This window comes from Luteibacter jiangsuensis, from assembly GCF_030812295.1.
GTDB classification, from domain to species: Bacteria; Pseudomonadota; Gammaproteobacteria; order Xanthomonadales; family Rhodanobacteraceae; genus Luteibacter; species Luteibacter jiangsuensis_A.
Genome location: NZ_JAUSSK010000003.1, coordinates 150,400 through 176,800, shown reverse-complemented (window position 1 = coordinate 176,800; position 26,401 = coordinate 150,400). Strand labels below are relative to the sequence as shown.

The following is a 26,401-nucleotide window of genomic DNA, read 5'->3' as shown; positions in this document are numbered from 1 at the left end:
TCCTTCTTACTTGTTGATCTTGGAGACGACGCCGGCGCCGACGGTGCGACCGCCTTCGCGGATCGCGAAGCGCAGGCCTTCGTCCATCGCGATCGGGAAGCCCAGCGTGACGCTGATCTTCACGTTGTCGCCCGGCATCACCATCTCCACGCCTTCCGGCAGCTTGATCGATCCGGTCACGTCCGTCGTGCGGAAGTAGAACTGCGGGCGATAGTTGCTGAAGAACGGCGTGTGACGGCCACCCTCGTCCTTCGACAGGATGTACACCTCACCCTCGAACTCCGTGTGCGGCGTCACCGAACCCGGCTTGGCCAGCACCTGGCCACGCTCGACGTCTTCACGCTTCAGACCACGCACCAGCACGCCGACGTTGTCACCGGCCTGACCCTGGTCCAGCAGCTTGCGGAACATTTCCACGCCCGTCACCGTCGTGGTCTGGGTGTCCTTCAGGCCGACCACTTCGGCCGGGTCACCCACCTTGACGATGCCGCGCTCGACGCGACCGGTCAGCACCGTGCCACGGCCCGAGATCGAGAACACGTCTTCCACCGGCAGCAGGAACGGCTTGTCGATGTCGCGCTCCGGCTCCGGAATCCAGCTGTCCAGCGCATCCACCAGCTTGATGATCGACGGCACGCCGATTTCCGACTGGTCGCCGTCCAGCGCCAGACGCGCCGAACCGTGGATGATCGGCGTGTCGTCGCCCGGGAACTCGTACTTCGACAGCAGCTCGCGCACTTCCATCTCGACCAGCTCGAGCAGCTCGGCGTCGTCCACCATGTCGGCCTTGTTCAGGAACACCACGATGTACGGCACGCCGACCTGGCGCGACAGCAGGATGTGCTCGCGCGTCTGCGGCATCGGGCCGTCAGCGGCCGAGCACACCAGGATCGCACCGTCCATCTGCGCCGCACCCGTGATCATGTTCTTCACATAATCCGCGTGACCCGGGCAATCGACGTGGCCGTAGTGGCGCAGCGGCGATTCGTATTCCACGTGCGCGGTCGAGATCGTGATGCCGCGCGCCTTCTCTTCCGGCGCCGCGTCGATCGAACCGTAATCCTTGAACTCGCCGCCGAAACGCTCGGCACCGATCTTCGTCAGCGCGGCCGTCAGCGTGGTCTTGCCGTGATCGACGTGACCGATGGTGCCGACGTTGACGTGCGGCTTCTTACGCTCGAACTTACCCTTTGCCATGACTCTAAACCTCTAAAAGAACGTTGTATGTTTAAAGAAGAAGTCCTTATCAGGACTTCTTCATGACCTCGTCGGCGACATTCTTCGGCGCCGGATCGTAATGATCGAATTCCATCGTGAACATCGCACGGCCCTGGCTCAACGAGCGGATCGTGGTGGCATAGCCGAACATTTCACCGAGCGGAACCATCGCATTGATGGTCTTGCCCGACGGCGTGTCGTCCTGGCCGGTCAGCATGCCGCGACGGCGGCTCAGATCGCCCATGATGTCGCCGACGTAATCTTCCGGCGTCACGACCTCGACCTTCATGATCGGCTCGAGCAGAACCGGGCTCGCCTTATTGAAGCCCTGCTTGAACGCCATCGAGGCGGCGAGCTTGAACGCCATTTCGGACGAGTCGACGTCATGGTAGGAACCGAAGACGAGCTTGACCTTCGTGTTCACGACCGGGAAGCCAGCCAGCGGACCCGAGGTGATCGTCTCGCGCAGGCCCTTCTCGACCGACGGGATGAATTCCTTCGGAATCACACCACCCGTGATGTCGTTGATGAAGAGGAAGTCGTCCTTGATCTGGGCGGCCACCTTCTCATCCGCACGGTCGGCAGCGGTGATCGGCGACAGTTCGATCACGACGTGACCGTACTGACCCTTACCACCCGACTGCTTGGCGTGCTTGTAGTCCGACTTGACGTCCGACGCCTGGATCGTTTCGCGGTAGGCCACCTGCGGCTTGCCGACGTTGGCTTCGACGTTGAACTCGCGCTTCATGCGGTCCACCAGGATGTCCAGGTGAAGCTCGCCCATGCCCGAGATGATCGTCTGACCCGACTCTTCGTCCGTACGGACGCGGAACGACGGATCTTCCGCAGCCAGGCGGCTGAGGGCGATACCCATCTTTTCCTGGTCCGACTTCGTCTTCGGCTCGACCGCCATCGAGATCACCGGCTCCGGGAACGACATGCGCTCGAGCGTGATGATGTGATCCTGCGCGCACAGCGTGTCACCGGTCGTGACGTCCTTCAGGCCGACCGCCGCGGCGATATCGCCAGCGCGGACTTCCTTCAGTTCGTGACGCTCGTTGGCGTGCATCTGCAGGATGCGGCCGATGCGCTCCTTCTTCGACTTGACCGGGTTGTACACCTGGTCACCGGCGTTCAGCGTGCCCGAATAGACACGGAAGAACGTCAGCGCGCCGACGAACGGATCGGTCATGATCTTGAATGCGAGCGCCGAGAACGGTGCATCGTCCTTGGCTTCGCGGGTGTCCGGCTTCTCGTCTTCGTCGATGCCTTCGACCGGCGGACGATCGAGCGGCGACGGCAGAAGATTGACGACCGCGTCGAGCATCGCCTGGACGCCCTTGTTCTTGAACGCCGTGCCGCAGAAGACCGGGATGATCTCGCTGCGCAGGGTGCGCAGACGCAGGCCTTCGATGATCTCGGCTTCAGTCAGCTCTTCGCCGCCGAGATACTTGTCCATCATCTCTTCCGTGGCTTCCGCCGCGGCTTCGATCATGGCCGTACGATCGGCCTCGGCCTTGGCCTGGAGCTCGGCCGGAATCTCGATGTACTCGAACTTCATGCCCTGGGACTCCATGTCCCACTTGATGGCCTTCATCTTGAGGAGGTCGATGACGCCCTCGAAGTTGTCTTCGGCACCGATCGGCACCTGCATCGGCACCGGGTTGGCGGCAAGGCGGCTCTTCAGCTGGTCGACGACCTTGTAGAAGTTCGCGCCCGTGCGGTCCATCTTGTTGACGAACGCAAGGCGCGGCACCTTGTACCGGTTGGCCTGGCGCCAAACGGTTTCCGACTGCGGCTGCACGCCACCCACGGCACAGAGAACGAACACCGCACCGTCGAGAACGCGGAGCGAACGCTCCACTTCGATGGTGAAGTCGACGTGTCCCGGGGTGTCGATGATGTTGAAGCGATGCTCGGGCAGCGAACGGTCCATGCCCTTCCAGAACGCCGTGGTGGCGGCGGAAGTGATGGTGATGCCGCGCTCTTGCTCCTGCTCCATCCAGTCCATCGTAGCGGCACCGTCGTGCACCTCGCCAATCTTATGACTGACACCGGTGTAGAACAGGATGCGCTCCGTGGTCGTGGTCTTGCCGGCATCGATGTGAGCCATGATGCCGAAGTTGCGGTAGCGCTCGATGGGCGTAGTGCGTGCCACGGTCTTTCCTCAATCTGGAGCTGTGATTACCAGCGGTAATGCGAGAAGGCCTTGTTGGCCTCCGCCATGCGATGCGTTTCTTCGCGCTTCTTGACGGCGCCGCCACGGGATTCCGAGGCTTCGAGCAGTTCGGCGGCCAGCTTGCGCGGCATGGACGTTTCGCCGCGCTTGCGCGCTGCGTCGATTACCCAACGCATGGCGAGAGCCATACGGCGGCCCGGACGGACTTCGACCGGCACCTGGTACGTGGCACCGCCGACACGGCGGGACTTCACCTCGACGGCCGGGGCGATGTTGCCCAGTGCCTTCTCGACGAGCTGCACCGGCTCGGCGTTCTTCTCGCCGATGTGCTGCAGGGCACCGTAGACAATGGCTTCGGCGACGGACTTCTTGCCGGACTTCATCACCATATTGATGAAACGGGCAATCAGCTGGCTTCCGTGCTTCGGGTCCGGGAGGACCACACGGGCGGGATGGGAACCTTTACGCGACATAATTCTTGTCCTCTACTCAGCTCTTCGGGCGCTTGGCGCCGTACTTCGAGCGCGACTTGCGACGCTTGGTCACGCCGGCGCAGTCGAGACTGCCGCGAACCGTGTGGTAACGCACACCGGGGAGATCCTTGACGCGACCGCCGCGGATCAGGACCACCGAGTGCTCCTGCAGATTGTGACCTTCGCCACCGATGTAGCTGATGACTTCGAAACCGTTGGTCAGGCGCACCTTGGCAACCTTACGCAGCGCCGAGTTCGGCTTCTTCGGGGTGGTCGTATAAACGCGCGTGCACACCCCGCGGCGCTGCGGGCTGCTCTGCAGGGCCGGCGAGGCGCTCTTGTACGCCTTCGGGCTGCGGGATTTGCGCACCAACTGGTTGACTGTCGTCATGCGAAGCTATTCCTGAGAAACATAAAGGCAGACCGATAGATCGGCCCGCCAGAGAAGCGTTGTTGACGTGCGCCGCCCGCGAAGCGGGCCAGCGCCCATCGTCCCTGATTCCGAACACGAGGCGCATCCTTGCGCCTCATTTCGTATGTACGAGCAAAACCCGGGTACGGGCCTTACTCGGCGCTATCGTTGGACCCGGCGGGAGCCTCTTCGAACGTGACAGCCGGTGCCGAAGAACCCGAGAGGGTTTCCAGATCCGAAGCCGTCAGTCCGCCCTGGCTACGACGCGAAGCGTGGTATGCCAGACCCGTACCCGCAGGGATTAGCCGCCCAACAATAACATTTTCCTTCAGGCCACGCAACGTATCCCGGGTGCCACGGACCGCCGCCTCGGTGAGGACGCGGGTGGTTTCCTGGAACGACGCCGCCGAGATGAACGACTCGGTGGCAAGCGAGGCCTTGGTGATGCCCAGCAGGACCGACTCGAACTCGGCCCGACGCTCGCCCCGCTTCTCGGCGCGCTCGTTTTCCTCGTTGATCCGGACGCGTTCGACCTGCTCACCGCGCAGGTAGGTGCTGTCACCCGGCTCGGTGATCTCGACCTTGCGCAGCATCTGGCGAATGATCGCTTCGATGTGCTTGTCGTTGATCTTCACGCCCTGCAGGCGGTAGACGTCCTGGATCTCCTTGACCAGGTACGAGGCCAGCGGCTCGACACCCAGCAGACGCAGGATGTCATGCGGATTCGGCTCGCCGTCCACGACGGTTTCGCCCTTCTCCACGTGCTCGCCCTCGAACACGATGACCTGGCGCCACTTCGGAATCAGCTCCTCGTGCTCGTTGCCGTCCACATCCTTGATGATCAGGCGCTGCTTGCCCTTGGTGTCCTTGCCGAAGCTGACGATACCCGAGCGCTCCGCGAGGATCGCCGGCTCCTTCGGCTTGCGGGCTTCGAACAGGTCGGCGACGCGCGGCAGACCACCCGTGATGTCGCGGGTCTTCGAGGTTTCCTGCGGGATACGGGCGACGACGTCACCCACGCCCACTTCGGCACCGTTCTGGATCGAGACGATCGCACCGGCCGGCAGGAAGTACTGGGCCGCGATGTCCGTACCCGGCAGCTTGAGCTCACGGCCCTTGCTGTCTTCCAGGCGGACGATCGGGCGCAGGTCCTTCGCCTGCGTGCCGCGACGCTTCGGGTCCGTGACCACCGCCGACTCGAGGCCGGTCAATTCGTCGGTCTGCGACTGCACGGTCACGCCATCGATGAAGTCGATGAAGCGGACCACGCCGGCCACTTCCGTGACGATCGGGTGGGTATGCGGATCCCAGTTCGCGACGGTCTGGCCAGCCTTGACCGGGTCGCCGTCCTTCACCGCGATGGTCGCGCCGTAAGGCACCTTGTAACGCTCGCGCTCGCGGCCGTTGGCGTCGATGACGCTCACTTCGCCCGAACGCGAGACGGCGACCAGGTGACCCTGCGAATGCTCGACCGACTTCAGGTTGTTGAACTTCAGCGCGCCGGTCGTGCGGACCGTCACGTTGTCCACCGCGGCAGCACGGGACGCCGCGCCACCGATGTGGAACGTACGCATCGTCAGCTGGGTACCCGGCTCACCGATCGACTGCGCGGCGACCACACCCACGGCCTCGCCCATGTTGACCAGGTGACCGCGAGCGAGGTCGCGGCCGTAGCACAGGGCGCACACGCCATGGCTGGCACGGCAGGTGATGGGCGAACGGACCTTGATCAGCTGCACGCCGGCCTTGTCGAGCTGGTCGACCAGGTACTCGTCGAGCAGCGTGTCGCGGGTCACGATCGGCTGGTCGTCATCGCCCGGGGCGTAGACGTCCTCGACGACGACGCGACCGAGCACGCGCTCGCGCAACGGCTCGACCACGTCACCGCCTTCGACGATCGGCGACATGAGCACGCCATCTTCCGTGCCGCAATCGTGCTCGGTGATGACGACGTCCTGGGCCACGTCGACGAGGCGACGGGTCAGGTAACCGGAGTTCGCGGTCTTCAGCGCGGTATCCGCGAGACCCTTACGGGCACCGTGGGTCGAGTTGAAGTACTGCAGGACGTTCAGGCCTTCGCGGAAGTTCGCCTTGATGGGCGTCTCGATGATCGAGCCGTCCGGACGGGCCATCAGGCCGCGCATGCCCGCCAGCTGACGAATCTGCGCCGCGCTACCACGCGCGCCGGAGTCCGCCATGATGTACAGCGAGTTCATCGACTTCTGGTTGACCGTGTTGCCGTCGGCATCCTGCACCTTCTCGGTGCCGATACCGTCGATCATCGCCTTGGCGACGAGTTCGTTGGTACGCGACCAGATGTCGACCACCTTGTTGTAGCGCTCGCCGGCAGTCACCAGGCCCGACTGGTACTGCTCCTGGATCTCGACGACTTCCTTCTCGGCTTCCTCGAGGATGCCCTTCTTCTCGGCCGGGATCTTCATGTCGTCGATGCCGATGGAGATGCCGGCGCGCGTCGCGAAACGGAAGCCGGTGTACATCAGCTTGTCGGCGAACACGACCGATTCCTTCAGGCCGAGCAAACGGTAGCTCTGGTTGATCAGGCGCGAGATGTTCTTCTTGGTCAGCTCGGTGTTGACCAGCGCGAACGGCAGGCCTTCCGGGATGATCTCGGCGAGCAGGGCGCGACCCACCGTGGTGTCGACCAGGACGAGGCGCTCGACGCGCTCGCCATCGACGGTTTCCACGCTGCGCACGCGCACCTTCACCTTGGCGTGCAGTTCGACGGCACGATTGTCGTACGCACGACGCACTTCGCCGACGTTCGCGAACACCATGCCGGCGCCCTTCGCGTTGATCAGCTCGCGAGTCATGTAGTACAGGCCGAGCACGACGTCCTGCGACGGCACGATGATCGGCTCGCCGTTCGCCGGCGACAGGATGTTGTTCGACGACATCATCAGGGCGCGGGCTTCGAGCTGCGCCTCGATCGACAGCGGCACGTGCACGGCCATCTGGTCACCGTCGAAGTCGGCGTTGAACGCCGTACACACGAGCGGATGCAGCTGGATCGCCTTGCCCTCGATGAGGACCGGCTCGAACGCCTGGATACCCAGGCGATGCAGGGTCGGCGCACGGTTGAGCATGACCGGATGCTCGCGGATCACGTCTTCGAGGATGTCCCAGACCTGCGCTTCCTCGCGCTCGACGAGCTTCTTCGCGGCCTTGATCGTGGTGGCTTCGCCACGGGCCTGCAGCTTGGCGAAGATGAAGGGCTTGAACAGCTCGAGCGCCATCTTCTTCGGCAGGCCGCACTGGTGCAGGCGCAGCGTCGGGCCGACCACGATGACCGAACGGCCCGAGTAGTCGACGCGCTTGCCGAGCAGGTTCTGGCGGAAGCGGCCCTGCTTACCCTTGATCATGTCCGCGAGCGACTTCAGCGCGCGCTTGTTCGTGCCGGTGATGGCACGGCCGCGGCGGCCGTTGTCGAGCAGCGCATCGACCGATTCCTGAAGCATGCGCTTCTCGTTGCGCACGATGATATCGGGCGCGGCGAGTTCGAGCAGACGCTTCAGGCGGTTGTTGCGGTTGATGACGCGGCGGTACAGGTCGTTGAGGTCGGAGGTCGCGAAGCGGCCGCCGTCCAGCGGAACGAGCGGACGCAGGTCGGGCGGCAGCACCGGCAGGACGGTCATGACCATCCATTCCGGCTTGTTGCCCGACTCGAGGAACGCCTCGATCAGCTTCACGCGCTTGGTGAGGCGCTTCAGCTTGGTCTCGGAATTCGTCGACGAGATCTCTTCCTTCAGGCGAATGACTTCGCCCGGCAGGTCGAGGCTCTTCAGCAGCTCGTAGACGGCCTCGGCACCCATGCGGGCGTCGAATTCGTCACCGTGCTCCTCGGTGGCTTCCAGGTACTGGTCTTCGCTGAGCAGCTGACCGCGCTCGAGCGCGGTCAAGCCTGGATCGATCACCACGAAGGCTTCGAAGTACAGGATGCGCTCGATGTCACGCAGGGTCATGTCCAGCATGAGGCCGATGCGCGAGGGCAGCGACTTCAGGAACCAGATATGCGCGGTCGGGCTGGCCAGTTCGATGTGGCCCATGCGCTCGCGACGGACCTTGGCCAGGGTGACCTCGGTGCCGCACTTCTCGCAGACCACGCCGCGATGCTTCATGCGCTTGTACTTGCCGCACAGGCATTCGTAGTCCTTGATGGGACCGAAAATGGCCGCGCAGAACAGACCGTCACGTTCAGGCTTGAACGTGCGGTAGTTGATGGTTTCCGGCTTCTTCACTTCGCCGTACGACCACGAGCGGATCAGTTCCGGCGAAGCCAGAGCGATCTTGATCGCGTCGAAATCCAGCGTCTGTCGCTGCTGGTTGAACAGATTGAGCAGGTCTTTCATGCGTAATCTCCGGTAGCCGCGACGATCACTTGATCTCTTCGAGTTCGATGTCGATGCCGAGCGAGCGGATTTCCTTCACGAGTACGTTGAAGGATTCCGGCATGCCCGCGGCCATTTCGTGGTTGCCGTCCACAATGTTCTTGTACATCTGGTTGCGGCCCTGCACGTCGTCAGACTTGACGGTCAGCATTTCCTGCAGGGTGTACGCGGCGCCATACGCTTCCAGCGCCCAGACTTCCATTTCGCCGAAGCGCTGGCCGCCGAACTGCGCCTTGCCGCCCAGCGGCTGCTGGGTGACGAGCGAGTACGGTCCCGTCGAACGCGCGTGCATCTTGTCGTCGACGAGGTGGTTCAGCTTCAGCATGTGCATGTAGCCGACGGTGACCGGGCGATCGAACGCCTCGCCGGTACGGCCGTCGAAGAGCACCGTCTGCCCGGATTCCGGCAGGTCGGCGAGCTTGAGCATGTGCTTGATCTCGGACTCCTCGGCACCGTCGAACACCGGTGTCGCCATCGGCACGCCGTCGCAGAGGTTGTTCGCCAGGGAGACGATCTCGTGGTCGGACATCGACTTGAGGTCGACGTGACGCACCGCGCCTTCCGCACCGGCGTTGCCGTGGTTGTAGACCTCGTCGAGGAACTCGCGCAGCTTGGCGGGCTTCTCGTTGGCTTGGATCATCGCCTCGATCTTGTGACCGAGACCCTTCGCCGCCCAGCCGAGGTGAACCTCGAGGATCTGGCCGATGTTCATACGCGAAGGCACGCCCAGCGGGTTCAGCACGATGTCGACGGGACGGCCGTCGGCGGAGAACGGCATGTCCTCGACCGGAACGATCATCGACACGACACCCTTGTTACCGTGGCGACCGGCCATCTTGTCGCCCGGCTGGATGCGGCGCTTGACGGCCAGGTAGACCTTGACCATCTTGAGCACGCCCGGCGCGAGGTCGTCGCCCTGGGTGATCTTGCCCTGCTTCTCCTTGAAGCGCTTGTCGAAGTTCTCCTTGTGGCGCTTGACCTGCTCGGCCGCGCGCTCGAGGAACTCGGACACCTCCTCTTCCTTGACGTTGATCTTGAACCAGTCGTCCTTCTTCAGGCCGTCCAGGTAGGCGTCGTCGATCGTGGTGCCACGCTTGAGGCCACCCGGACCGCTCATCGCGGTCTTGCCGACCAGCTGCGAGCGCATACGGGCATAGATCGCGCCTTCGAGGATGCGGAACTGGTCGTCGAGATCCTTGCGGATCCGCTTCAGCTCGGTCTCTTCGATCTGCTTGGCGCGCTTGTCCTTCTCGATGCCGTCGCGGGTGAAGACCTGCACGTCGATGACGTTGCCGTCCATGCCCGGGGGCACGCGCAGCGAGCTGTCCTTCACGTCCGAGGCTTTCTCGCCGAAGATCGCGCGGAGCAGCTTCTCTTCCGGCGTCAGCTGGCTCTCGCCCTTCGGCGTGACCTTGCCGACGAGAATGTCGCCCGCCTTCACTTCCGCGCCGATGTACACGATGCCGGACTCGTCCAGGCGCGCGAGCGCCTGCTCGCCGACGTTCGGGATGTCCGCGGTGATTTCCTCGGCGCCGAGCTTGGTGTCGCGGGCGATACACGTCAGTTCCTCGATGTGGATCGAGGTGTAACGGTCTTCCTGCACCACGCGCTCGGAGATCAGGATCGAGTCTTCGAAGTTGTAGCCGTTCCACGGCATGAACGCGACGAGCATGTTCTGGCCGAGCGCGAGCTCGCCGAGGTCGGTCGAGGAACCGTCCGCCAGCGTGTCACCCACCGCCACCACGTCACCCACGTTCACCAGCGGACGCTGGTTGAGGTTGGTGTTCTGGTTGGAGCGGGTGTACTTGGTCAGCGTGTAGATATCGACACCGGCATCGTCGTCGCCGACTTCGGCTTCGTTGACGCGCACGACGATACGGGCCGCGTCGACCTGGTCGATCACGCCGCCACGACGTGCCGACACGGTCACGCCCGAGTCACGCGCCACGGCGCGCTCGATGCCCGTGCCGACGAGCGGCTTCTGGCTGCGCAGGGTCGGAACGGCCTGTCGCTGCATGTTCGCGCCCATCAGCGCGCGGTTGGCGTCGTCGTGCTCGAGGAACGGGACGAGCGCCGCGGCGACCGACACGGTCTGCATCGGCGAGACGTCCATGTAGTTGATCTCGGCCGACGGACGCAGCTCGGACTCACCACGGAAACGGCAGGAGACGAAGTCCTCGATGAACTTGCCTTCCTTCGTCAGCGGCGAGTTCGCCTGCGCGATCACGTGGTCGCCTTCCTCGATCGCGGAAAGGTAATCGACCTTGTCGGTGACCTTGCCGTTCTCGACCTTGCGGTACGGCGTCTCGAGGAAGCCATAGGCGTTGGTGCGGGCGTACACTGCCAACGAGTTGATCAGGCCGATGTTCGGGCCTTCCGGCGTTTCGATGGTGCAGACGCGGCCGTAATGGGTCGGGTGCACGTCGCGGACTTCGAAGCCGGCGCGCTCACGGGTCAGGCCGCCCGGTCCGAGCGCCGACACGCGGCGCTTGTGGGTCACTTCGGACAACGGGTTGTTCTGGTCCATGAACTGCGAGAGCTGTGACGAACCGAAGAACTCCTTCACCGCCGCCGCGACCGGCTTGGCGTTGATCAGCTCCTGCGGGGTCAGGCCCTCGGATTCGGCCAGCGACAGGCGCTCGCGAACCGCGCGCTCGACGCGGACGAGACCGATGCGGAAAGTGTTCTCCGCCATTTCGCCGACCGAACGCACGCGGCGGTTACCCAGGTGATCGATATCGTCGACCGTGCCGGTACCGTTGCGGATGTCGATCAGCACGCGAAGCACGTCGAGGATGTCGGACGTTTCGCCCTGCTCCGCGACCAGGCGCTGGCACTCGTCTTCCTTGCGCTCGGCGAAGTACTTGTGGTCGTACAGCACGCCCGGGCCGACGACATCCTTGCGGCCGACGCGACGGTTGAACTTCATGCGGCCCACGGCCGACAGGTCGTAGCGGTCGAAGGTGAAGAACAGGTTGAAGAACAGGTTCTGCGCGGCGTCCTTGGTCGGCGGCTCGCCCGGACGCATCATCCGGTAGATTTCGACCAGGGCCTCGAGCTGCGTGCGCGTGTTGTCGATGCGCAGCGTGTTCGAGATGTACGCGCCACGATCGAGATCGTTCACGTACAGCGTCGGCACCGTCTCGATGCCGGCCTTGCGGAAGCGCTCCAGATGCTCGGCGGTCAGTTCGTCGTTGGCCGCGGCGATGATCTCGCCGGTGTCCTTGTCGACCATGTCGATCGCGACGATGCGGCCGACCGGGTAGTCGTCCGGCACTTCGAGCGTGGTGATCTTCTCGTTGGCAAGCTGGCGGACGTGGCGCGCGGTGATGCGCTTGCCGGCTTCGACCAGCACCTTGCCATCGATCACGAGATCGAAGGAAAGCGTTTCACCACGCAGGCGTTCGGCGACGAGGTCGAGCGTGACACCGCCCTTCTTGCCCAGGTGGAACACGTTGTGCTCGAAGAAGATCTGCAGCATCTCTTCGTTCGTGTAGCCGAGCGCGCGCAGCAGCACGGTCACCGGCAACTTGCGGCGACGATCGATACGGGTGAACAGCGCATCCTTCGGGTCGAACTCGAAATCGAGCCAGGAGCCACGGTAAGGAATCACGCGGGCGGAGAACAGCAGCTTGCCCGAGCTGTGCGTCTTGCCGCGGTCGTGATCGAAGAACACGCCCGGCGAACGATGCAGCTGCGAGACGATGACGCGCTCGGTGCCGTTGATGATGAAGGTGCCGGTCTCGGTCATGAGCGGAATCTCGCCCATGTAGACCTCCTGCTCCTTCACGTACTTCACGGCCTTCTTGGAAGCCGGGCTGTCCTTGTCGTAGATGACCAGACGGACGGTCGTGCGCAGCGGCGCGCCGAACGTCATGCCGCGGTTGCGGCACTCGCGCTCGTCGAACGCCGGCTCGCCGAGCCGGTAATCCACGTATTCGAGGGCGGCGTTGCCGGAATAGCTGGAAATCGGGAACACCGACTTCAGCGCGGCATGCAGGCCCTTGTCTTCACGCTGCTTGGGGTTGACCTGCTCCTGCAGGAATTCCTTGTACGAGTCGGTCTGGATCGTCAGCAGGTTGGGCACGCCCAGCACGGGCGGACGCTTGCCGAAATCCTTGCGGATGCGCTTCTTCTCGGTAAACGAGTAGGTCATGGTGGGTACCGCCTCGGTTCAGTAATGGGTCGATCAAAATCGGATGAATCGAAAATCGGAGATCGAGATTCGTACAGCAGGGCATCGCTGCCCTCGACTCCCGATGTCCCATTTCCGACGGAACAACAACGGACATGGAACGTGGAACGTGGCCTGGAACGGCCAAAGCCCGGGGGCTTACGCCCCCAGGCTCACTTGACGCTATGTCGAACAGCTGGCGCGCAAGGCGCCGATTACTTGAGTTCGACCGTGGCGCCGGCAGCTTCGAGATCCTTCTTGAACTTCTCGGCATCTTCCTTCGAAGCCGCTTCCTTCACGACGCCGCCGGCCTCGGTGAGGTCCTTGGCTTCCTTCAGGCCCAGGCCGGTGATGGCGCGAACGGCCTTGATCACGTCGACCTTCTTCTCGCCGGCGGACTTCAGGATCACGTCGAACTCGGTCTGCGCTTCGGCAGCCGGGCCGGCAGCGGCCGGGCCAGCGACGGCAACCGGGGCGGCAGCCGAGACGCCGAAGGTGTCTTCGATCGACTTCACCAGCTCCATGATTTCCATCAGGGACTTGGCCTTGATGGCTTCGACGATCTGTTCGGTGGTCAGGGTGGACATTGTTTCTTACCTTCTGAAATGGGGTCTTATGGAAATAAGTCGACGAATCAGGCTTCGGCCGGGGCTTCGGCGGCGACTTCGCCACCACCCTGCTTCTCGCCAACGGCCTTGACGGCGCGCGCGAACATCGTGACCGGCTCGTTGAGGACGCGAGCCAGCATGGCCAGCGCTTCCTGACGGGTCGGCAGCGAGGCAAGCACGTCGACGTGGGCGGCGGGAAGCAGCTTGCCTTCCACGGACACGACCTTCGTCTTGAGCTTGTCGTTGGTCTTCGCGAATTCCTTGATCAGGCGGCCTGCGGCGCCCGGTTCCTCAGTGGAGAACGCATAGAGCAGCGGACCGACGAGAGCGTCCTTGACGACCTCGAATTCGGTTCCGGCCACGGCGCGTGCGGCGAGGGTGTTCTTGACAACTTTCAGGAACACGCCCGTTTCACGAGCCTTCTTGCGCATCTCGGTCATCTGGGAGACCGTGGTGCCCGCGTATTCGGCGGCGACCAAGGAGTGAGCCTTCGCGGCGACTTCTGCCAGCTCGGCGACTACTTCTTGCTTCTGAGACAGATTGAGAGCCATTGCACTCCTCCAATTGAACTCCGCTCACGACTCCTGCCGCTTGCGGTCCTGGGCGACATCGTCCTGACGTCGGGGACGCGAGGTCCCGGGTGGTGGCCTTTCCAGATTCGAAACGAATGCCAGAAGGGGCTGCACCATCTACGCAGGCTGGACCCGACAAGGCATCCGATTAAGCGAACCCGCTATCGACGACGGCGTTTCCTTGCCAACACGAGCTCCCTGCTCGTCGCCGTCGCGCGCTGCTCGCGCCTACGGTCTTTGACGGCTGCCCCGGCACGAAACCGGGGTCGCCCTCAAAAACGTGCCCCCGCCGGCTGGACCGGCGAGGGTCGTAACTCTTGCTTACTTGGTCGAGGTGTTCACGGTCGAGGTATCGACCGGCACGCCCACGCCCATGGTGCTCGACAGCGACACCTTCTGGATGTACTGACCCTTCGCCGCGGCCGGCTTGGCCTTCAGCAGATCGGCGATCAGCGCATTCAGGTTGTCCGCCAGCTGGGCGGCTTCGAAGCTCGCCTTGCCGATGGTGGCGTGGATGATGCCGCCCTTGTCGTTACGGAACTTGACCTGGCCGGCCTTGGCGTTCTTCACGGCCGTCGCGACATCGGCGGTGACCGAGCCGTCCTTCGGGTTCGGCATCAGGCCACGGGGACCGAGCACCTGGCCGAGCTTACCGACGACGCGCATCGCGTCCGGCGTCGCGATGACGCGACCGTAGTTGAGGTCGCCCGCCTGCATCTTCTCGGCGAGGTCGTCCATACCGACGGCATCGGCGCCAGCCGCGAGGGCGGCGTCAGCCTTCTCACCAGCCGGGACGAACACGGCGACGCGAACGGTCTTGCCGGTGCCATGCGGCAGCAGCGACGAGCCACGCACACCCTGGTCGGACTTCTTCGCATCGATGCCCAGGCGGACCGAGACGTCGACCGACTCGGCGAACTTCGCCTTGGCGTTGTCCTTGACGATCTTCAGTGCTTCGTCGAGACCATAGGTCTTGCCGGGCTGAACGGCGGCCGTGGCGGCCTTCATACGCTTCGTGAGCTTTGCCATGTCTTAACCCTCCACCACCAGACCCATGGAACGCGCGCTGCCGGCGATCGTACGCACGGCGGCATCCAGATCGGCAGCCGTGAGATCCGGCTCCTTCTGCTTCGCGATGTCCTCGAGCTGGGCACGGGTGACCTTGCCCACCTTGTCGGTGTTCGGCTTCGGCGAGCCCTTCGCCACGCCCGTGATCTTCTTGAGAAGGATCGAGGCCGGCGGGGTCTTGGTGATGAAGGTGAAGGTACGGTCCGAATAAGCCGTGATCACGACCGGGATCGGGAGGCCCGGCTCGAGCTTCTGCGTGGCGGCGTTGAACGCCTTGCAGAACTCCATGATGTTCAGGCCGCGCTGACCGAGCGCCGGACCGACCGGCGGCGACGGGTTCGCCTGGCCGGCCTTCACCTGCAACTTGATGTAACCAATGACTTTCTTTGCCATTTATCTTTCCTCGCGAGTGCTGGCGCCTTACGGCTCCTCGCTGTAGACCGTCCGTGGAGGTGGTAGGGCCGCGCCTGCGAACCCCTGAAACACGGACACGCCGGAGCACAAGGCTCCAGCGTGAACCGGGCATTATAGGCGTCCGGCCCGGGTTAAGCAAACCCCATGCCGAATGGGCTGGCCGGAGCCAGCCAGAAGGCCGTCAGGCCTTCTCCACCTGGCCGAACTCGAGTTCGACCGGGGTAGAACGACCGAAAATGAGCACCGCGACGCGCAGGCGGCTCTTTTCGTAGTTGACTTCTTCGACCACGCCATTGAAGTCGTTGAACGGGCCGTCGGTGACGCGAACCATCTCGCCCGGCTCGAAGAGAACCTTCGGGCGCGGCTTCTCGACACCCTCGCGGACGCGGCTCAGGATGGCCTCCGCCTCGCTGTCGCGGATCGGGTGCGGACGGTCGGCGGTACCGCCGATGAAACCCATGACCTTCGGGGTTTCCTTGACCAGATGCCAGCACTCGTCGTCGATACGCGGCGTCTTGCCGCTGGTATCGGTCTCGATCTGGACCAGGACATAACCGGGGAAGAACTTGCGCTCGCTGCGGCGCTTCTGGCCGCCGCGCATCTCGATGACTTCCTCGGTCGGAACCAGGATTTCACCAAACTTCTCTTCCATGCCCTCGCGCTTGACGCGCTCGTCGAGAGCCTTGCGAACCTGCTGCTCGAACCCCGAATAGGCGTGAACCACGTACCAGCGCTTGCTCATGCCTTACCTCAATGTCCGAGTTTCAACAGCCAATCGAGCACGAGCGACTTCAGCAACCAGTCGATCAGCCCCATCAACAGCGAAAGAATGACGACGACCACCATGATGATACCGGTGGTCTTCAGCGTTTCGTCGCGCGACGGCCAGACGACCTTGCGCAACTCGAACTGCGATTCGGTGACAAAGCCACGCAGCTTGCGACCCGGGGCCGTGAAAGCGCCGATCGCCAGGGCGGCCGCGACAGCGACGAGCACACCGGCGACGCGCGCAAACGACGGCACGTTCGGGTTATCGCTGAAATAGTAGAAACCGACGATGCCTGCGGCGAGCACGACCAGCGCAAGCGCCAGCTTGCCGATATCGGCCGGGCTCAAACCCTTGGCTTCTTGTGCCTTCGTATTCATGCGCACTCAAGAGTGGCACGCCAGGAGGGACTCGAACCCCCAACCTGCGGTTTTGGAGACCGCTGCTCTGCCAATTGAGCTACTGGCGTACAGGTAAAACAGTGGAACCGCGAAGGCGGGCGGTCAATGACCCACCCGCCCCGCGACCGGGTGCCAGCCCCGAAGGACTGGCATCGCTTGTCTTCTTACTTGTTGATCTTGGAGACGACGCCGGCGCCGACGGTGCGACCGCCTTCGCGGATCGCGAAGCGCAGGCCTTCGTCCATCGCGATCGGGAAGCCCAGCGTGACGCTGATCTTCACGTTGTCGCCCGGCATCACCATCTCCACGCCTTCCGGCAGCTTGATCGATCCGGTCACGTCCGTCGTGCGGAAGTAGAACTGCGGGCGATAGTTGCTGAAGAACGGCGTGTGACGGCCACCCTCGTCCTTCGACAGGATGTACACCTCACCCTCGAACTCCGTGTGCGGCGTCACCGAACCCGGCTTGGCCAGCACCTGGCCACGCTCGACGTCTTCACGCTTCAGACCACGCACCAGCACGCCGACGTTGTCACCGGCCTGACCCTGGTCCAGCAGCTTGCGGAACATTTCCACGCCCGTCACCGTCGTGGTCTGGGTGTCCTTCAGGCCGACCACTTCGGCCGGGTCACCCACCTTGACGATGCCGCGCTCGACGCGACCGGTCAGCACCGTGCCACGGCCCGAGATCGAGAACACGTCTTCCACCGGCAGCAGGAACGGCTTGTCGATGTCGCGCTCCGGCTCCGGAATCCAGCTGTCCAGCGCATCCACCAGCTTGATGATCGACGGCACGCCGATTTCCGACTGGTCGCCGTCCAGCGCCAGACGCGCCGAACCGTGGATGATCGGCGTGTCGTCGCCCGGGAACTCGTACTTCGACAGCAGCTCGCGCACTTCCATCTCGACCAGCTCGAGCAGCTCGGCGTCGTCCACCATGTCGGCCTTGTTCAGGAACACCACGATGTACGGCACGCCGACCTGGCGCGACAGCAGGATGTGCTCGCGCGTCTGCGGCATCGGGCCGTCAGCGGCCGAGCACACCAGGATCGCACCGTCCATCTGCGCCGCACCCGTGATCATGTTCTTCACATAATCCGCGTGACCCGGGCAATCGACGTGGCCGTAGTGGCGCAGCGGCGATTCGTATTCCACGTGCGCGGTCGAGATCGTGATGCCGCGCGCCTTCTCTTCCGGCGCCGCGTCGATCGAACCGTAATCCTTGAACTCGCCGCCGAAACGCTCGGCACCGATCTTCGTCAGCGCGGCCGTCAGCGTGGTCTTGCCGTGATCGACGTGACCGATGGTGCCGACGTTGACGTGCGGCTTCTTACGTTCGAACTTACCCTTTGCCATGAGCGCTAAACTCCGCTGGAGCCAATGAGATAGTAAAAAAGGAACCGCCGCGGACGACGAAGATGGTGCTCATGACTGGAATCGAACCAGCGACCTCTTCCTTACCAAGGAAGTGCTCTACCGACTGAGCTACATGAGCACGTGACGCAGCGCGCGTGAGAACAATGGAGCGGGAGACGGGAATCGAACCCGCACAATCAGCTTGGAAGGCTGAAGTTCTACCATTGAACTACTCCCGCACTACGCGGAACTCGTCTGGTGGAGGAAGGTGGATTCGAACCACCGAAGGCGTAAGCCAGCAGATTTACAGTCTGCCCCCGTTGGCCGCTTGGGTATTCCTCCAACAAAGAACGCCTATTGTCGCGAGCGTCCCGGAAACTGTCAACAACTTCCGCACGCTGAAATCACATGCGGCAGCGGCTTCCGAACGCCACGACACCCCGCCGGGACGGGTGCCTGGCGAGGGGGTCGCGCAGTGTAGCGGCGGGTCGTGGGGAAGTGAAGCGTTTCGGCGGAATGAATCGCCGACAGGGTCGGCTCCCACCGGATCAAGGCCGCCCGGTGGGGGCCCTGTCGGCGATTCAGGCCTCGCGTGTGGCGCGGACCAGCGGCTCCATCGCCCGCGACATTTCCATCAGCTTCAGCGCGTATTCCTGCAGGCGCCGGTCCCTCTCCTCCACGGGCGTCCAGGGCGGTACCGCCGTGGGCTTGCCACCGTCGGGCTTGTCCAGCGCCACGAAGACCATCACGCAGCTGGTGGCCAGCCGCTCTTCACCGCTACGCAGGTCGCGCGCGAGCACATCCACCGAGAGATGCATGCTCGAGGTGCCGGTGTGGATCAGCCGTGCCCGCACCGTGACCAGGTCACCGATCAGGATGGGGGCGAGGAACTGGATGCCGCTGACCGATGCGGTGACGCAATAGGCGCCACTCCAGCCCACCGCACAGGCGTAGCCTGCCTGGTCGAGCCATTTCATCGCCATGCCACCGTGGACCTTGCCGCCGAAGTTCACATCGGTCGGTTGGGCCAGGAAGCGGAATTCGACCTCGCGCTGGGTGCCGGACATGCCCTTACCTGTCTGGGAAAAGATCACAGTATGACGCTCCGGCGGCTTGTGGGCCCGCCCGGGGCAGCATAGATTCCGAGGCATAGCCCACTGGAGCCCTCTATGGTCCTTCGCAGCGTCGCCTCGCGGCTCGCCCTGGGCGTCCTCCTGGGGTCGGCGATCGTCCTGGTCGTCACAGGCGGGCTGATGCTGTCGCATACCCGGGAACAGATCCTCAAACAGACGGAGCGCGAGGCCGCGGCCGTCTCAGGCTGGGCTGCGACGCGCATAAAGGGCCGTATCGACGGCGTCGCCAAGGTGTCCCAGGTCCTGGCCGGCATTCTGGGCACGCGCCGGGACGAAGCCCCGGCCCTGATCCGGGACACCCTCGCGGTCAACCCGGAACTGGTCGACATCAGCGCCGCGTTCATTCCGCGCAACACGGATGCGCCCCGCGACGAGGACGCGCCGGTGGCCCGGCGCGCGATCGACGGCAAGCTGAGCATGGGCAGCCGCCTGGCCGACCCCGAGCTGTACTGGCGGGCGCCATGGTTCGTCCGTGGACTGAACTGCGAACATGGATGCTGGCAGGCACCTTTCCATTCGGTGGAGCGCCGCGACCCGCTGGTGGGTTATTCCGTCGCCATCCCTGGCAAGCCCCGGTCCGTGATCGGCGTCGCCGACGCCACCATCAGCCTCGACTGGCTACAGCAGCTGCTCGGTGAGCTGAACAAACCGGAGCACGCCTCGGCCTTCGTCATCGACGCCAGCGGTGAGTTCCTTGCCCATGACTGGACCTCCTATATCGGCACGCGGGGCAGCAAACCACTGCTCGCAGCCATCGCCGAGGGGCGCAACCCGGTCCGGATCACGCCCGAGATGGGTGGCCGGGTCAGCGAGCCCGTGTGGGTCTACTTCGTCCCGATCACCGGCACCCACTGGACCTTCGGCCTGACGATGCCCGAGCAGCAGGTCCTGGCCGATCTTCGCCAGGCCTACACGGTGGACATTCTCCTCGGTGTCCTCGCACTGGCGGGTGTTTCCCTCATCGCACTGGTCATCACGCGGCGGCTGATGGCTCCGCTGGCGGTCCTCTCCGAACGTGTCGAGGACGTCGCGCGCGGCGAACTCGACTTCGCCCTGCCCCAGCTACGGCGCAACGACGAGGTGGGCCGCCTCACACGGGCGTTCGACCAGATGCGACACCAACTGGCCGGTCACATCGACACGGCCAAGCGCATCGCCCGCGAGCAGGAGCGCATGACCAGCGAACTGGAGATCGCCCGGCAGATCCAGCTGGCCCTGATCCCCGAGCCGCACTGGCTCGCGGCGGACGGCCGTATCGAACTGCATGCCGCGCTGCGCCCGGCGAGCGCGGTGGGTGGCGACCTGTACACCTATTTCACCCTCGGCGCGCGGCATGTCTGCGTCATGGTGGGGGATGTCTCGGACAAGGGCATCCCCGCCGCGTTGTTCATGGCACGCACGATCACCCTCGCGCGCACCCTCGCCACCCACGCACGCTCGCCCAGCGACATCCTGGGCGCGCTGAACCGGGAGCTTTGCAAGGGCAACGACACCTGCATGTTCGTCACCCTGCTTTGCGGTGTCGTCGAAACCGAGACCGGACTGCTCACGCTGGCCAGTGCCGGCCACGAACAACCGGTACTGCATGCCGGGGGCAGCGCCATCCTGGTGGATGTCGAAACCGGGCCGGCGCTCGGCCTGGACCGCGAAGCGCGCTACCCTGTACGCGTACTTACGCTGCTTGGGGGCGATACCTTGCTCATGTACACCGATGGCGTCAGTGAGGCGCATGCGGGAAACCAGCGCCTTTACGGCACCCATGCGATCCTCGACAGTGTCGCGCGCATCGAGGAAGGCGCCGCGCCGGAAGCCTACGTGGAACGTGTCCTCGGCGACGTCGACGCTTACGTGGATGGCGCTCCCGCCTACGACGACATCGCACTGCTCGCGCTCACCTGGCACGACAGCGGCGCCGAGGGAGTCCGCCTCGATGCGGCTGCGCATTCCTAACCGGCTCGAAGACGTGTTCCTCGCGCTGGACCGGGCCGAAGGCACGCTGGACCGCGCCGAGGTCGACCCCGCCTGCCGCGCGGACGTACGCCTGGTGCTCGAGGAACTGCTGGTGAACACGGTGCGCCACGGCTATCCGGACGGACGCGACGGCAGCATCGAGATCACGCTCCGGATCGAGGCCGATGCGGTCCACCTGGAATTGCGCGACGACGCCATGGCGTTCGATCCGCTCCAGCACGAGCCCCCGCACCTTCCCGGGGACATCGCCCGCCGCGATATCGGCGGTCTCGGACTACACCTAGCTCGCAGCATCGCCAGCGACTTCCACTATGCACGCGACGCACACGGCAACCGTGTCGTCATCCGCTTCGACCCTTTCGACGAGCCCGCCACATGACCCTGATCGTCCGCAGCGAAAGCCCGACCACCGACCGCAGCACCGTGTGGCTCGAAGGGCGGCTCGACGCCGCCACGTTCGCCGCGTTCGACGAGGCGATGCACGACATCACGCCGCTGGTCGACAACGGCGGCACCCTGGTCATCGACCTATCGGCGCTGGAGTACATCAGCAGCGCCGGGCTGCGCAGCCTCGCGCAGCTGCGCAAGCAGATGCACGATCGCGAGGGCCGCACGCTCTTGCTCAACCCGCAACCGCAGGTCAAGAAGGTCTTCGAGATCGTGAAGGCGGTGCCCGTCGCCGAGGTGTTCGCCAACGTGGCGGAACTCGACCAGTACCTCGACCACATGCAGCGGCAGATGACCGCGCCGGAAGGCTGAAGCCGCCGCCTCAGTTCCTGTTGCCGTCGATCAGGCTCGAACGCAGGGTCTCCAGTTGGCGCTTGAGTCTGATCAACTCGTCGACCTCGCAGCCGGTCGCGCAGAAAACCTCTTCCGGCACGTGGCCGGCCTTTGCGCGCAGTGCCCTTCCTTCGTCGGTCAGGGTGACGATGACCTGCCGCTCATCCCGCGTGCCGCGCGTACGCTGCACCAGCCCCGCCGATTGCAGGCGCTTGAGCAAGGGAGTGAGCGTGGCGGAGTCGAGGTACAGGCGCTCGCCCAACTCCGAGACCGTGATCCCGTCACCCTCCCACAGCACCAGCATGACCAGGTACTGCGGGTACGTCAGATCCAGCTTCGCCAGCAACTGGCGGTAAAGCTTCCCCATGGCCAGGTTCGCCGAATACAGGGCGAAGCACAGCTGCCCGTCGAGGGTGCGCGGTGGTTCGAGGCCAGCTGGCAGGGATTTCTTGCTCATTGCAGCAATCTAGGGGCGCCGATATTCAATTGCAAGCGATTCAATTGCGCCTGACAAGCAGGGATTTGCGAGGCAGATATGATCCACTCCATCCATTGGGATGGCCGGGGCCGCGATGATTCAGGATATCTGGAGTGCCCTCTGGAACCCCGTACTGGATGTCGTCTTTATCATCGACGACATCATCAAGCTCATCCCCTACCCCTTGCTGTTCCTGATCGGCATCCTCTCGGTACAGGCTTGCTTCGCGATCGACGTCGCGTTCGCTACCGACGCCGCGAGCGCCACACGCCAGTTGCTCCATGGCGCCTTTCTCGACCTTCACGGCATCCTATGGACCCTGGGCATCGCTAGCGGCCTCGTCACCTGGGCGGCCGCTAGCAAGGCACTCGACGCCCGCTCGGAGCGCCGGTCTCGTCGCCGGTCGCACCCTGGTCCGCTGCCGCGGGATCGCCGCTGAAGCGGCTCCCACAGGGATTCCGGTCAGACGTTGAAGCGGAAGTGCAGGATGTCGCCTTCCTTGACGAGGTATTCCTTGCCTTCCAGGCGCAGGCGGCCGGCTTCCTTCGCGCCCTGCTCGCCCTTGAACTTGATGAAGTCGTCGTAGGCGACCGTTTCGGCACGGATGAAACCGCGCTCGAAGTCGGTATGGATGACTGCGGCGGCCTGCGGGGCGGTGGAGCCTGCGCGGACCTGCCAGGCGCGGACTTCCTTCTCGCCGGCGGTGAAGTAGGTCTGCAGCCCGAGCAGCTTGTAGCCCGCGCGGATCACGCGGTTGAGGCCCGGTTCGTCGAGCCCGAGGTCCTTGAGGAACTCGTCGCGGTCTGCGTCTTCCAACTGGGACAGCTCTTCCTCGATGGCCGCGCAAACCGGCACCACCTCGGCACCCTCTTCCACGGCGCGGGCGCGCACGGCGTCCAGGTGCGGATTGTTCTCGAAGCCGTCTTCCGCGACGTTCGCGATATACATGAGCGGCTTCATGGTGATCAGGAACATGTCGCGGACGAGGGCTTTTTCCTCGGCATCGAGGCCGGCGGCGCGCGCCGACTTGCCCTGGTCCAGGGCCTTGGCGAGCTTCTCGAGCACCGGCTTCCTCGCCAGCGCGTCCTTGTCGTTCGCCTTGGCCGAGCGGGTGGCGCGATCGAGGGCCTTCAGCACGGCTTCGAGATCGGCCAACGCCAGCTCCGTATCGATGGTCTCGATGTCGGCGATGGGGTCGACCTTGTTCGCCACGTGGATCACGTTGCCGTCTTCGAAGCAGCGAACGACGTGGGCGATGGCATCGGTCTCGCGGATATGGGCCAGGAACTTGTTGCCCAGGCCCTCACCTTTCGACGCGCCCGCCACCAGGCCCGCGATGTCGACGAACTCCATCGTGGTGGGGATCACGCGCTGCGGCTTCACGATGGTTGCAAGCTCGTCCAGACGCGGATCGGGCACCGGAACGATGCCGGTATTCGGCTCGATCGTGCAGAACGGGAAGTTGGCCGCGGCGATGCCGGCCTTGGTCAGCGCGTTGAACAGGGTGGACTTGCCGACGTTGGGAAGGCCGACGATGCCGCATTTGATGCCCATGGCGAATCTTGTGTCCGGTTGGTGTAGGGGGGCGGTCAGGCGACCGTGTGCAGGCGCTTCATCGCCTCGTCGAACTTGCCGTCGAGCGCCAGCGGCAGCACGTCGAACGCGCGCCCGATGCCGTGCATGATGGCGTCCTCGTCCGCCGCGTTCGGGCGGCCGAGCACCCACGGGGTGACCTTGTCCTTGTGCCCCGGATGGCCGATGCCGATCCGCAGGCGATGGAACTTGCCATGACCCAGATGGGCCACGATGTCGCGCAATCCGTTCTGGCCGCCGTGGCCGCCATCGAACTTCATGCGGACGGTGCCGGGCGGGAGGTCCAGTTCGTCGTGGGCGACGAGGCACTCCTCCGGCGCGATCTTGTAGTAGCGCAACGCCGAGGCGACGGCGATGCCACTCTTGTTCATGAACGTCGCGGGCTTGAGCAGCCAGACGGTTTCGCCCCCGATGCGCAGCTTGCAGGTCTCGCCATGCAGCTTGCCGTCGAAGGCCCAACGCTCCCCCTGGTCCATGGCCAGGGCGTCGACACACCAGAACCCGGCGTTGTGCCGGGTCCTGACGTATTCGGCCCCGGGGTTACCGAGGCCGACAATAAGACGAAGTGTCGCCATTGTTCGCATCAGGCATGTATGGGAGCCGATTCATCGGCGAAAAGCCAACGGAGCGGTGACGCCGTGGCGCCCATCGCCGCTGAAGCGGCTCCCACACGGTGCCGGTTACTTCTTTTCGTCGGCCGGCGGGGTTTCGCCACCCTCGGCGGCTGCCGGATCGACTTCTTCCTGGATCGAGGCCACGGTGACGACCGCGACGTCGTGCTCCTTGCCAAGGCCCAGTTCCGGGATTTCCACGCCGGCCGGCAGCTTGAGGTCGGACAGGTGGATGATGTCGCCGGCCTTCAGGTCGACCAGGTCGAGTTCGATGAACTCCGGCAGGTTCTTCGGCAGGCACGAGACGGTCACTTCCGTCAGGTTGTGCGAGATCACCAGACCGGCGGTCTTGCCGGCCGGGGACTTCTCCTGGTTCAGGAAGTGCACCGGAACGGCGACCTTGATGGCCTCGTTCTCGTTCACGCGCTGGAAGTCCATGTGCAGCATGAGCTGCTTGAACGGATGCTTCTGCCAGTCCTTGATCAGGACCTTCTGCTTCTTGCCGTCGACGGTCAGTTCGATCACCGACGAGTAGAACGACTCGAAACGCGAGCCGAGCAGCACGTCGTTGTGAAGGACCTGGATCGCCTGTGGGGCTTCGCCCGCGCCGTACACGATCGCCGGCACGTAGCCCGCGATGCGAAGGCGGCGGCTCGCACCCTTCCCTTCCACACTGCGGCTCGTGGCCGTGAGCTGATGATTGGTAGCCATGGTGTTGCCTCAAGTAAACCGCCTCGCGGCGGTGGGTAAAGGGCTCCCCCGCGACCAGGGGAGCCCGAAAAACGGTGGATCAGTCGATGTAGAGCGAGCTCACCGATTCGCCGAAGGCGATGCGGCGTATCGTCTCCGCGAGCAGTTCCGCGACCGACAACTGACGGATTTTCGCACAGTTACGGGCGTTGTCGCGCAACGGCAGCGTATTGGTCACCACCAGCTGGTCGAGCTGGGAGTGTTCCAGGTTGTCGATCGCGGCACCCGAGAGCACCGGATGCACGCAGTAGGCGACGACCTTGCGGGCGCCCTTTTCCTTCAGCGCCGCCGCGGCGGCGCAGAGCGTGCCGGCGGTGTCGACGATGTCGTCCACCAGCACGCAGGTCTTGCCTTCCACGTCGCCGATGATGTTCATGACCGTGGCCACGTTCGCCTTCGGGCGGCGCTTGTCGATGATCGCGAGGTCGGCGTCGTCGAGGCGCTTGGCGAGCGCGCGCGCGCGCACCACGCCACCGACGTCCGGGCTGACCACGATCAGGTCGTCCATGCTGTGGTGACGCCAGATGTCGGCCAGGAGCACCGGCGAGGCGTACACGTTGTCGACCGGGATATCGAAGAATCCCTGGATCTGGTCCGCGTGCAGGTCGATCGTGAGCACGCGGTCCGCGCCGGCCGTGGCGATCATCTTGGCGGCCAGCTTCGCCGTGATCGGCACGCGCGCCGAACGCGGGCGGCGATCCTGGCGGGCGTAGCCGAAATACGGCATCACCGCGGTGACGCTGCCGGCCGAGGCGCGCTTGAGCGCGTCCACCAGGACCAGCAGGTCGAACAGGTTCTCCGCGCTGGGCGCGCCCGTCGGCTGGATGACGAAGACTTCCTGCTTGCGCACGTTCTCTTCGATCTCGACCTGCGCCTCGCCATCGCTGAACCGGCCGACGAGGGCCTTGCCGAGCGGAATGCCGAGACGGGCGGCGACATCGTCGGCAAGCGCGCGGTGCGCATTGCCGCTGAACAGCATCGGGGTGGACGTATCCACGGAGGAACTCCTGGCGTGAGAGTGGGTTGGTTCGTCTTTGCC

23 protein-coding genes and 4 tRNA genes are annotated in these 26,401 nt (G+C 64.3%); 4 read left to right on the top strand and 23 right to left on the bottom strand.

Translation table 11 applies throughout. From position 1 onward, the window contains the following. Nucleotides 1-6: 6 nt before the first annotated feature. The 18 genes from tuf (J2T07_RS10905) to J2T07_RS10820 form a co-directional block, all read right to left on the bottom strand. Nucleotides 7-1,197, bottom strand: a complete 1,191-nt coding sequence (tuf, locus tag J2T07_RS10905; protein ID WP_306849823.1) for an elongation factor Tu — start codon at nucleotides 1,195-1,197, stop codon at nucleotides 7-9. Between the two features lie 49 nt (nucleotides 1,198-1,246). Further along, nucleotides 1,247-3,376: an elongation factor G gene (gene fusA / locus J2T07_RS10900; RefSeq protein ID WP_306849842.1), complete on the bottom strand. Its 2,130-nt coding sequence runs from the start codon at nucleotides 3,374-3,376 to the stop codon at nucleotides 1,247-1,249. A gap of 26 nt (nucleotides 3,377-3,402) precedes the next feature. Continuing rightward, nucleotides 3,403-3,870 (bottom strand): 30S ribosomal protein S7, encoded by a 468-nt coding sequence (rpsG, locus tag J2T07_RS10895; protein WP_090059100.1) that lies wholly within the window; start codon nucleotides 3,868-3,870, stop codon nucleotides 3,403-3,405. 16 nt (nucleotides 3,871-3,886) lie between these two features. Then, nucleotides 3,887-4,261, bottom strand: a complete 375-nt coding sequence (gene rpsL / locus J2T07_RS10890; protein WP_036115505.1) for a 30S ribosomal protein S12 — start codon at nucleotides 4,259-4,261, stop codon at nucleotides 3,887-3,889. Nucleotides 4,262-4,434: 173 nt separating this feature from the next. After that, nucleotides 4,435-8,649: a DNA-directed RNA polymerase subunit beta' gene (gene rpoC, locus J2T07_RS10885; protein WP_306849840.1), complete on the bottom strand. Its 4,215-nt coding sequence runs from the start codon at nucleotides 8,647-8,649 to the stop codon at nucleotides 4,435-4,437. 25 nt (nucleotides 8,650-8,674) lie between these two features. Continuing rightward, nucleotides 8,675-12,844: a DNA-directed RNA polymerase subunit beta gene (gene rpoB, locus J2T07_RS10880; protein ID WP_306849838.1), complete on the bottom strand. Its 4,170-nt coding sequence runs from the start codon at nucleotides 12,842-12,844 to the stop codon at nucleotides 8,675-8,677. 233 nt (nucleotides 12,845-13,077) lie between these two features. Further along, nucleotides 13,078-13,449, bottom strand: coding sequence for a 50S ribosomal protein L7/L12 (gene rplL / locus J2T07_RS10875; RefSeq protein ID WP_306849836.1), 372 nt, complete (start codon nucleotides 13,447-13,449; stop codon nucleotides 13,078-13,080). A 47-nt stretch (nucleotides 13,450-13,496) separates the two neighbouring features. After that, entirely contained in the window at nucleotides 13,497-14,021 is a 525-nt protein-coding gene (rplJ, locus tag J2T07_RS10870) for a 50S ribosomal protein L10 (RefSeq protein WP_306849834.1), read from the bottom strand. A gap of 342 nt (nucleotides 14,022-14,363) precedes the next feature. Further along, nucleotides 14,364-15,071 (bottom strand): 50S ribosomal protein L1, encoded by a 708-nt coding sequence (gene rplA, locus J2T07_RS10865; protein ID WP_306849831.1) that lies wholly within the window; start codon nucleotides 15,069-15,071, stop codon nucleotides 14,364-14,366. 3 nt (nucleotides 15,072-15,074) lie between these two features. Beyond that, nucleotides 15,075-15,503 (bottom strand): 50S ribosomal protein L11, encoded by a 429-nt coding sequence (gene rplK / locus J2T07_RS10860; protein ID WP_306849829.1) that lies wholly within the window; start codon nucleotides 15,501-15,503, stop codon nucleotides 15,075-15,077. Between the two features lie 202 nt (nucleotides 15,504-15,705). Continuing rightward, on the bottom strand, nucleotides 15,706-16,266 hold the full coding sequence (gene nusG, locus J2T07_RS10855; RefSeq protein ID WP_306849827.1) for a transcription termination/antitermination protein NusG: 561 nt from the start codon (nucleotides 16,264-16,266) through the stop codon (nucleotides 15,706-15,708). Nucleotides 16,267-16,274: 8 nt separating this feature from the next. Next, a complete protein-coding gene (secE, locus tag J2T07_RS10850; RefSeq protein WP_306849825.1) occupies nucleotides 16,275-16,670 on the bottom strand; it encodes a preprotein translocase subunit SecE in 396 nt (131 codons plus the stop codon). 13 nt (nucleotides 16,671-16,683) lie between these two features. Then, nucleotides 16,684-16,759 (bottom strand) — tRNA-Trp (locus tag J2T07_RS10845). 96 nt (nucleotides 16,760-16,855) lie between these two features. Beyond that, on the bottom strand, nucleotides 16,856-18,046 hold the full coding sequence (gene tuf / locus J2T07_RS10840) for an elongation factor Tu (RefSeq protein WP_306849823.1): 1,191 nt from the start codon (nucleotides 18,044-18,046) through the stop codon (nucleotides 16,856-16,858). Between the two features lie 63 nt (nucleotides 18,047-18,109). Further along, nucleotides 18,110-18,185 (bottom strand) — tRNA-Thr (locus J2T07_RS10835). A 26-nt stretch (nucleotides 18,186-18,211) separates the two neighbouring features. Further along, nucleotides 18,212-18,285 (bottom strand) — tRNA-Gly (locus J2T07_RS10830). Nucleotides 18,286-18,302: 17 nt separating this feature from the next. Beyond that, nucleotides 18,303-18,388 (bottom strand) — tRNA-Tyr (locus tag J2T07_RS10825). A 239-nt stretch (nucleotides 18,389-18,627) separates the two neighbouring features. Next, a complete protein-coding gene (locus tag J2T07_RS10820; protein WP_306849821.1) occupies nucleotides 18,628-19,113 on the bottom strand; it encodes an acyl-CoA thioesterase in 486 nt (161 codons plus the stop codon). A 102-nt stretch (nucleotides 19,114-19,215) separates the two neighbouring features. Here J2T07_RS10820 and J2T07_RS10815 point away from each other — a divergent pair, with 102 nt between their 5' ends. The 3 genes from J2T07_RS10815 to J2T07_RS10805 are packed head-to-tail and all read left to right on the top strand — an operon-like array spanning nucleotide 19,216 to nucleotide 21,909. After that, entirely contained in the window at nucleotides 19,216-21,129 is a 1,914-nt protein-coding gene (locus J2T07_RS10815; RefSeq protein ID WP_306849820.1) for a SpoIIE family protein phosphatase, read from the top strand. Then, nucleotides 21,110-21,529, top strand: coding sequence for an ATP-binding protein (locus J2T07_RS10810; protein WP_306849818.1), 420 nt, complete (start codon nucleotides 21,110-21,112; stop codon nucleotides 21,527-21,529). Before J2T07_RS10815 ends, J2T07_RS10810 begins: the two co-directional genes overlap by 20 nt. Continuing rightward, nucleotides 21,526-21,909 carry an STAS domain-containing protein gene (locus J2T07_RS10805; protein ID WP_306849816.1) on the top strand — a complete coding sequence of 128 codons (384 nt, stop codon included), beginning with the start codon at nucleotides 21,526-21,528 and terminating at the stop codon, nucleotides 21,907-21,909. The genes J2T07_RS10810 and J2T07_RS10805 overlap by 4 nt, the downstream gene beginning before the upstream one ends. Nucleotides 21,910-21,919: 10 nt before the next feature. Here the strand turns inward: J2T07_RS10805 and J2T07_RS10800 are convergent, their stop codons facing one another. Continuing rightward, entirely contained in the window at nucleotides 21,920-22,387 is a 468-nt protein-coding gene (locus tag J2T07_RS10800) for a MarR family winged helix-turn-helix transcriptional regulator (protein ID WP_306849814.1), read from the bottom strand. Between the two features lie 115 nt (nucleotides 22,388-22,502). Here J2T07_RS10800 and J2T07_RS10795 point away from each other — a divergent pair, with 115 nt between their 5' ends. Further along, the gene (locus J2T07_RS10795) at nucleotides 22,503-22,847 is read left to right on the top strand and encodes a hypothetical protein (protein ID WP_306849811.1); all 345 of its coding nucleotides are present in this window, start codon (nucleotides 22,503-22,505) and stop codon (nucleotides 22,845-22,847) included. A gap of 23 nt (nucleotides 22,848-22,870) precedes the next feature. Here J2T07_RS10795 and ychF read toward each other — a convergent pair whose 3' ends face one another. The 4 genes from ychF to J2T07_RS10775 all read right to left on the bottom strand — a co-directional run bounded on the left by ychF (nucleotide 22,871) and on the right by J2T07_RS10775 (nucleotide 26,341). Beyond that, nucleotides 22,871-23,962 (bottom strand): redox-regulated ATPase YchF, encoded by a 1,092-nt coding sequence (ychF, locus tag J2T07_RS10790; protein ID WP_306849809.1) that lies wholly within the window; start codon nucleotides 23,960-23,962, stop codon nucleotides 22,871-22,873. A 35-nt stretch (nucleotides 23,963-23,997) separates the two neighbouring features. Further along, nucleotides 23,998-24,576: an aminoacyl-tRNA hydrolase gene (pth, locus tag J2T07_RS10785; protein ID WP_306849807.1), complete on the bottom strand. Its 579-nt coding sequence runs from the start codon at nucleotides 24,574-24,576 to the stop codon at nucleotides 23,998-24,000. 105 nt (nucleotides 24,577-24,681) lie between these two features. Beyond that, nucleotides 24,682-25,323, bottom strand: a complete 642-nt coding sequence (locus tag J2T07_RS10780; protein WP_306849806.1) for a 50S ribosomal protein L25/general stress protein Ctc — start codon at nucleotides 25,321-25,323, stop codon at nucleotides 24,682-24,684. 79 nt (nucleotides 25,324-25,402) lie between these two features. Then, nucleotides 25,403-26,341, bottom strand: a complete 939-nt coding sequence (locus J2T07_RS10775) for a ribose-phosphate diphosphokinase (protein WP_306850676.1) — start codon at nucleotides 26,339-26,341, stop codon at nucleotides 25,403-25,405. Between the last annotated feature and the right edge of the window lie 60 nt (nucleotides 26,342-26,401).